The 6,067-nt window shown below is 38.6% G+C and carries 5 protein-coding genes; 4 read left to right on the forward strand and 1 reads right to left on the reverse strand.

The annotated features are described in order from the left end of the window. Positions 1 to 52: 52 nt before the first annotated feature. On the reverse strand, positions 53 to 511 hold the full coding sequence (locus ACZFYI_RS14150) for a (2Fe-2S)-binding protein (protein WP_462524777.1): 459 nt from the start codon (positions 509 to 511) through the stop codon (positions 53 to 55). Positions 512 to 850: 339 nt separating this feature from the next. Here ACZFYI_RS14150 and ACZFYI_RS14155 point away from each other — a divergent pair, with 339 nt between their 5' ends. From ACZFYI_RS14155 to ACZFYI_RS14170, 4 genes are all read left to right on the forward strand, one after another. Continuing rightward, on the forward strand, positions 851 to 1,675 hold the full coding sequence (locus tag ACZFYI_RS14155; RefSeq protein WP_462524778.1) for a DUF5675 family protein: 825 nt from the start codon (positions 851 to 853) through the stop codon (positions 1,673 to 1,675). After that, complete coding sequence (locus tag ACZFYI_RS14160; protein WP_462524779.1) at positions 1,672 to 3,393, forward strand: N-acetylmuramidase family protein; 1,722 nt, start codon at positions 1,672 to 1,674, stop codon at positions 3,391 to 3,393. Before ACZFYI_RS14155 ends, ACZFYI_RS14160 begins: the two co-directional genes overlap by 4 nt. Continuing rightward, positions 3,390 to 4,028 carry a DUF4230 domain-containing protein gene (locus ACZFYI_RS14165; protein WP_462524780.1) on the forward strand — a complete coding sequence of 213 codons (639 nt, stop codon included), beginning with the start codon at positions 3,390 to 3,392 and terminating at the stop codon, positions 4,026 to 4,028. Before ACZFYI_RS14160 ends, ACZFYI_RS14165 begins: the two co-directional genes overlap by 4 nt. Beyond that, on the forward strand, positions 4,025 to 6,067 hold a 2,043-nt coding region (locus tag ACZFYI_RS14170), incomplete at its 3' end, for a hypothetical protein (RefSeq protein ID WP_462524781.1). The genes ACZFYI_RS14165 and ACZFYI_RS14170, both read left to right, overlap by 4 nt.

Below are 6,067 nucleotides of genomic sequence, written 5' to 3' on the forward strand. Positions count from 1 at the left end.
GCTGCTATTTTGAGGAAATCCCTCCTATTTGTTTTCGTTAGATTTGCCATGATTATTTAATTTTTGCTGCTAAGGCCACTGCTTCACGGATTTTATGGTATGTGCCACACCTACAAAGGTTTCTGTTCATTGCGTTTTCGATTTCTTCCATGGTTGGCTTAGGGTTTTTTCTCAAAAACGCAGCGGCAGTCATGATCTGACCTGCCTGGCAGTAACCACATTGGGCAGTGTCCACTTCATCCCATGCTTTTTGAACAGGATGGTGACCTTCTGATGAAAGACCCTCAATAGTAGTGATTTCATCAGAACCTATACTAGAAACAGGCAAGGTACAGGAAAAGGTAGCTTCACCATTTATATGAACTGTACAGGCGCCGCATTGGGCTATTCCGCAGGAATATTTGGTCCCGACCAAGCCGACATGATCCCTCAAAACCCACAGGAGTGGCGTATCGTCCTCAACGTCAACGTTATATTCGTTTCCATTAATTCGAAGGTTGTAGTTTGCCATTTGATTAATATTTTATTGATTAGATTGAAAATTTAAGCAAATCCAGCCATTATCAGTGATGATTTCTTCTCTTTTTTTGCGCTTTCTTGATAAAATGTATTTAAGTGATTTGAATGGATATGGTTTTGTATTGGATTCCCTTCTTTTCCTGTTAATACTTCCATTTATAGATAGCTTTTAATCCGCTTTATGTTTATGTATCCTTTATCTAAAAAATCAACAAAGAATGAAAAATCAATATTTCCTTGATTGTTAACGGCTTAATATTTAAATTTTAGAATTATTTATAGTCTTTTTTGAGTATCTCGATTGATTTCAGGTTTTCCCCATTGAATTTTAATGAAAAACTTAGCCGCACTACTAGTCATTGCATGTATTGCCATTCTGGTTCTGATCTTTGTGACCAATCCGGAGTTATTGAGCAAAGTATGGCTTTACATCATTGGTTTTATCGGATACGTGGTAGTCTTGTTTGAGAAAGGATATCAAAAACTCGCTTCTGCCTTTACTTCAAACAAAGAAAAACCAACAAATCCAACAGGCTTACAAACATCTGCTCCTATAATTTCAGCTCCTGTTGCCAAGGAAGAAATTCCGGATTCCTCAGGATTGGAACAAAAGATCAAAGACCTGGAGCTTCGTCTTAACAATGCCAAATCAGAATCCGGTACGGCATTGGGTAGTTGCACCTTGACAATATTAAGGTACCTAGATGATGGGGAAACCACCCTTGGATTGATTTTTTTGAGAAATAAGTTTTTTGCATACACCTTGGAGGATGCCCATCAGGATGTCAAAATCCAAAAAAAGACAAGAATTCCCTCAGGGATTTACCCTTTGGATTTTTATAAAACAGAAAGTGACTTAACAAAGAAATACAGAAAGACTTATGGGGACTGGTTTGATTTTCACCTTGAGATAAAAAACATCCCCAATTTTCAGAATGTCTATATCCATGTCGGAAATACCCATGAAAACACAGATGGCTGTATACTGATAGCGGATGGGGTATCAGCGGGAACTTCTAAGTCCCTCCAATACTCAAGAAATGCATTCGAAAGATTCTATAAAACTGTAAGTGCATTGCTCAAATCAAATGAGCCTGTCACTATTCAAATATTAAATGAGGACTGGTTTGAAAGAAGTAAACTCCCATCACTATGAAAACACAAAGCGCCCTTTACAAGCTGATCATTAAAATCGTAGCTACCATTTTGATGGCTGTGGCCATAGGTTTTTTGATCAGAAACTTTTTTACAGAAGAAAAAGATGTGGTCCTGTCCTTGACGATTCCGGCTATCATTGCTGTGGGTTTGATTTATGGGATTTTGATCCGGCATTTCAAAACCGAAGAAAAGATCAATTCTTATTATGTGAACAAATACCATGATGTGTTTTTTAAAGGCACAATTGTATTTGCTATCACCCTTGTTCTGATTACCATATTCTATAGCATACTGATGTATATTGAAAAGAAAAATCTCTTTTCGATTGTCGGATTACTGATCATGGTGATTTGGTTAGCTGTATTTATGATCTACTTCGTATGGTCAGTTTATCATTATAATATCAATTTTGGAATTACTGATGGTGAATGGGCGAAGATTGCCGAAGCAAAGAGAGATGCAAGGGAATTTGGAATAGACCTTCCGGCAAGTGGTGTCCGTGAGCCTTTGTACAATCCTTATCGAAGTCAGACATTCGGTTTGCCTCCAGGTACTGTGAGGGGAATGATTGCATTTACCTTGTTGATTGGTGGCATATCCTTATTGATCAGCAGTATGGGTTCAGAAGAACTCAGTAGTGACCTTATAGCCTTAAGGATACAGCAGTTTGAATTTTTTGAGACGGCATTTTTGATGATGATCGCCTTCTATTTTGGTGATAAGTCATTGAAATACTTCAGGGAAAGGTGGAAAAATCCCAATCAGCAGGCCGATGGCAGCCTTACTCCTCCATCTTCCCCGCCTTCCTCCCAACTTCCTGAAGGAATCATGCCAAGCGCAGGAACTCCACCTCCAAGTTTAGAAGAGGACGATTCATTGGGCGATGATGACAGGGAGTTTATGGAAGGTCAGGAAACAGTTGAAGACTTAAATCAACCTCCTGCAGCCGGTTCACCCATTACCAACCTAAAAAATGCATTATTAGAATCTAAAGGTGAACAGCTTCCTGTAGCCAATAATTTTGCCTTTGTCCAAATCATGGATAATATCAACGGCAAAATCCTGAATGACGAAGAGATTATTGAAATCCTCGAAAACCTTGCTGAGAAAGAGAACATATTCCTTTCCCTTCCTGTGGTCAAAGCTGTAATTTCTGTAGAATCCTCAGGAAGAGGCCACCTGAGTGACGGACGTGCCAAGATTTTGTTTGAAGGCCATCTGATGTGGAGATTATTGAGCAGCATCAGGAAAATGCCTGAGGAAGAAATCCTGAAACTCCAAAAAAGCAATGAAGATATCCTTTACAAAAGCTGGACAAGACAATACTACAAAGGGGGAATTTCTGAATACGACAGACTTGACCGAGCCAGGCAAATTGATCCTGAAATCGCTGTTTTCTCAGCCTCTTGGGGATTGTTCCAGATTCTTGGAGAAAACCTAAATCACAATATCAAAGGCAGGAAATATGCCGATTACAAGGATTTTGAGGAGAAACAGCATGAGCATGAGAAATACCATTTTATGGATTTTTTGGAATTTATCAAAACGAAAAAGCTCAAGGGAACTCCATTGATCAACTTTATTTCTGAGGAAAATCCAGGAAAATATGATTGGGCAAGTTTCGCTTATGGCTATAACGGCAGCGGCTACAAAGTCAATAAATATGACATAAAGCTCCAGGCAGCCTACGAGAAATTTAAAAAAATGCAGTCATGAGGACGCTTAATTCATTCCTTCGCGGGAATTCTTTGTTTGCAGTCATCGCCCTGATGGTTCTTTTTTCTTCTTGTAAAAAGAACGACCGGGCTTTGGTAGTGGGGAAAATCCAAAATGCTTCAGATTTGGCTACCACTGAGTTTGTGATAGACAAAATAGTCTTTGGTACCAAAACCAAAAAACTGGCACTTCTGAAAATAAGCGAGGCAAGTTTTATGGCTTATTCACAGGCTAAAGTAAAAGCCGGTATAGATCTGAGCAAAATCAGGGAAAATGATATCAGGATTGATGGATCAAAAATCCACTTAGACCTGCCGAGTATTGAGGTTATAAACTTTTCCTATCCTCCTGCGAGCTTTGTGGAAGATTCCTTGATATCAGACCCAAAAGTGTTTTTGAACAAGATAAACATCAGGGACCAAGAGGAATTTTTCAGGCTTGCAGAACTTGATATCCGGGAAAACCTTCAATACATAGGAATAGTCCGGACAACCCAAAACAATACGAGGCAGTTGTTTCAGATCCTCTTGGCTTCGCTTGGATATGAGGAGATTTATATCACCTTCAAAAGCGACGACCTGATCATTTCACAGGTCAATTTATTGGTAGATACCGAAACTATAGTAGAACAATGATAGGCCTATTCCTCAAAAACTGGAAGTTTTTATTGGACATCCTCATCGTTTTGGGGATTGTGATAGGGCTATTTATATGGAACCCATTTGGGATTTTTGGCGGAGGGCTTAAATTGAATGACACCGCAAACATGGTCACTGAAGTCCGGCAGATCGGGCAATTGGTAACTGCGGAATATTATGGAGAAGTGATTGCTTCCATAGACGAGGCAAGGCTTAATTTGATCGAAGATGAAAATATCAGGACAAGAGGAGAGATTTTATATCAAGACATCAAATCAGCCATCAAAAACCTAAAGAACTTTCAGAGCTTATCAAAGGATGAGAGGGATGAAGAATACAAGAAAATGACTCCAGTCAGTAATTGGAGGCGGATTATCAGACACGAAGTGGATAGCAGAAACATCATGGACAAGTTGAACTATCATGGATACCTTGATGATGTCGCTGTAGATCCACTATATGATGATATGTTGGAGTACCTGTACCGTATAAAAACCAAAAAAAAGAAAGATGAAGATTGGAATCCAAGTGCCCGTAACAAAGAAGAAGCCTTGTTTTTGATATACCAGGAAGCTCCATCTGCCAAGGATTCTCTTGCTTCAGTGGATTTTATGGATTTTTATTACCAAAATAAATTGGCGGATTTTAGCAGGAAAGAAACCAGAAAAAAGCTTGCCATGGTGGGGAGAGGATGGGTCAAAGCAGGTTTTGATTTTACAAATCTTGATCCTTCTGCAATTGTCATATACGATGATGTGAAGGAGGTACATATTTTTGGTTTGGCCCCTTCTATCCTCAATGCCGATATCAATCCATGGTTTATTCCTGAAAAAGGAATTCCCGGTTTTGAAATCCTGGATTACAATGGTAAGGTTGATTTCAAAGATGCCAAAAAGGTCAAGGAATACTGCGTGGAAAAACTGATGTCATTTGCACATAGGGCAGAAATACTGAAAAATGCTGAAATCCAAGGTGCTGAAACACTCAAAAACCTATTCTCGCTGATCACCGGAAAGGATGTTAAAAAGGTTGTTTTCCATCATGACAAAATCTCAGAACTAGTAGCACAAATCGAATCAGACGAGGCCGTAAGCAGGTTTGAGCTGAGTTTGTTTGATTCATTGCTTGGTAAGGAAATTACCATTCTGGATTCGTTGGAACTTGCTTCCAAGCTAGACAATAAACTATTTAGAACGGTTGAACAAAAAAAGAAGAACATTGCATTTTCCATCTCAAGGCTTCAAAAACTACCCATGCTCGGCACAACGACTAATTATGGGTATTTTTCCAAAACCATTTTACAAATTGCAGCCGACGGGGTTTTGGATGATGATGAAATGATTTTGTTGGAAAATCTGAGGACAGATTGGCAATTGCAGGACAGGATAGATCAATTTGCCAAGCAGGTACCATCGCCGGTCTATTTTTGGTACAACGATGCAGTAGAATATATGACTGCGTTCAATTTGAACATAGCAAGCCTACAGCGAAATGATTTGGTAATTGGTAACATTGACAAGATTTCAATGCGGACGGTAGATGTTGACTCGGCTTTCTTGAATACCCATAAGGTTTTGAATTACAATAAAACAAGTGATACAGAAGTGATCTTGACTTTGGTAAAAAACCCGCAAAATGCCGATGCACATTTAACCCAGATTTTATACCCTTATTTCTATTCTGATAACTTGATTGCGGATTTTATTGAAAGTAAGGAAATAATAGATTTTACCAACCAAAAATCAATCAATGTCACTTTAAAAGATTCGATGGTTTATTGGAATTTATATGAAAAGGACAGTCTAAAACTCGAAATTACAGAAGTGTTCCTGAACGTATTGGTACCAAAATCTCAGAAAATTTTAAATGAAAAAGGATTCCTGAAAATTGGCAATTCTTATTCGATTTTTAAAAAGGACAGAGGGTATGATTCTGTTTTATTGGAAACCGATTCTTTGTTTTCTGAAACTCAGTTGAAGGAATTGGATTTGTTTTTTGGCTTATTGATCAAAGCTAGGGAGGATTATCACAGCAAA

This window comes from Aquiflexum sp. (assembly GCF_977115555.1).

What these genes read in the sequence shown, in the direction of transcription:
- ACZFYI_RS14160 (WP_462524779.1), top strand. Translation starts at nt 1,672, where the DNA reads ATGAAAACACAAAGCGCCCTTTACAAGCTGATCATTAAAATCGTAGCT.
- ACZFYI_RS14165 (WP_462524780.1), top strand. Translation starts at nt 3,390, where the DNA reads ATGAGGACGCTTAATTCATTCCTTCGCGGGAATTCTTTGTTTGCAGTC.
- ACZFYI_RS14155 (WP_462524778.1), top strand. Translation starts at nt 851, where the DNA reads ATGAAAAACTTAGCCGCACTACTAGTCATTGCATGTATTGCCATTCTG.
- ACZFYI_RS14150 (WP_462524777.1), bottom strand. Translation starts at nt 511, where the DNA reads ATGGCAAACTACAACCTTCGAATTAATGGAAACGAATATAACGTTGAC.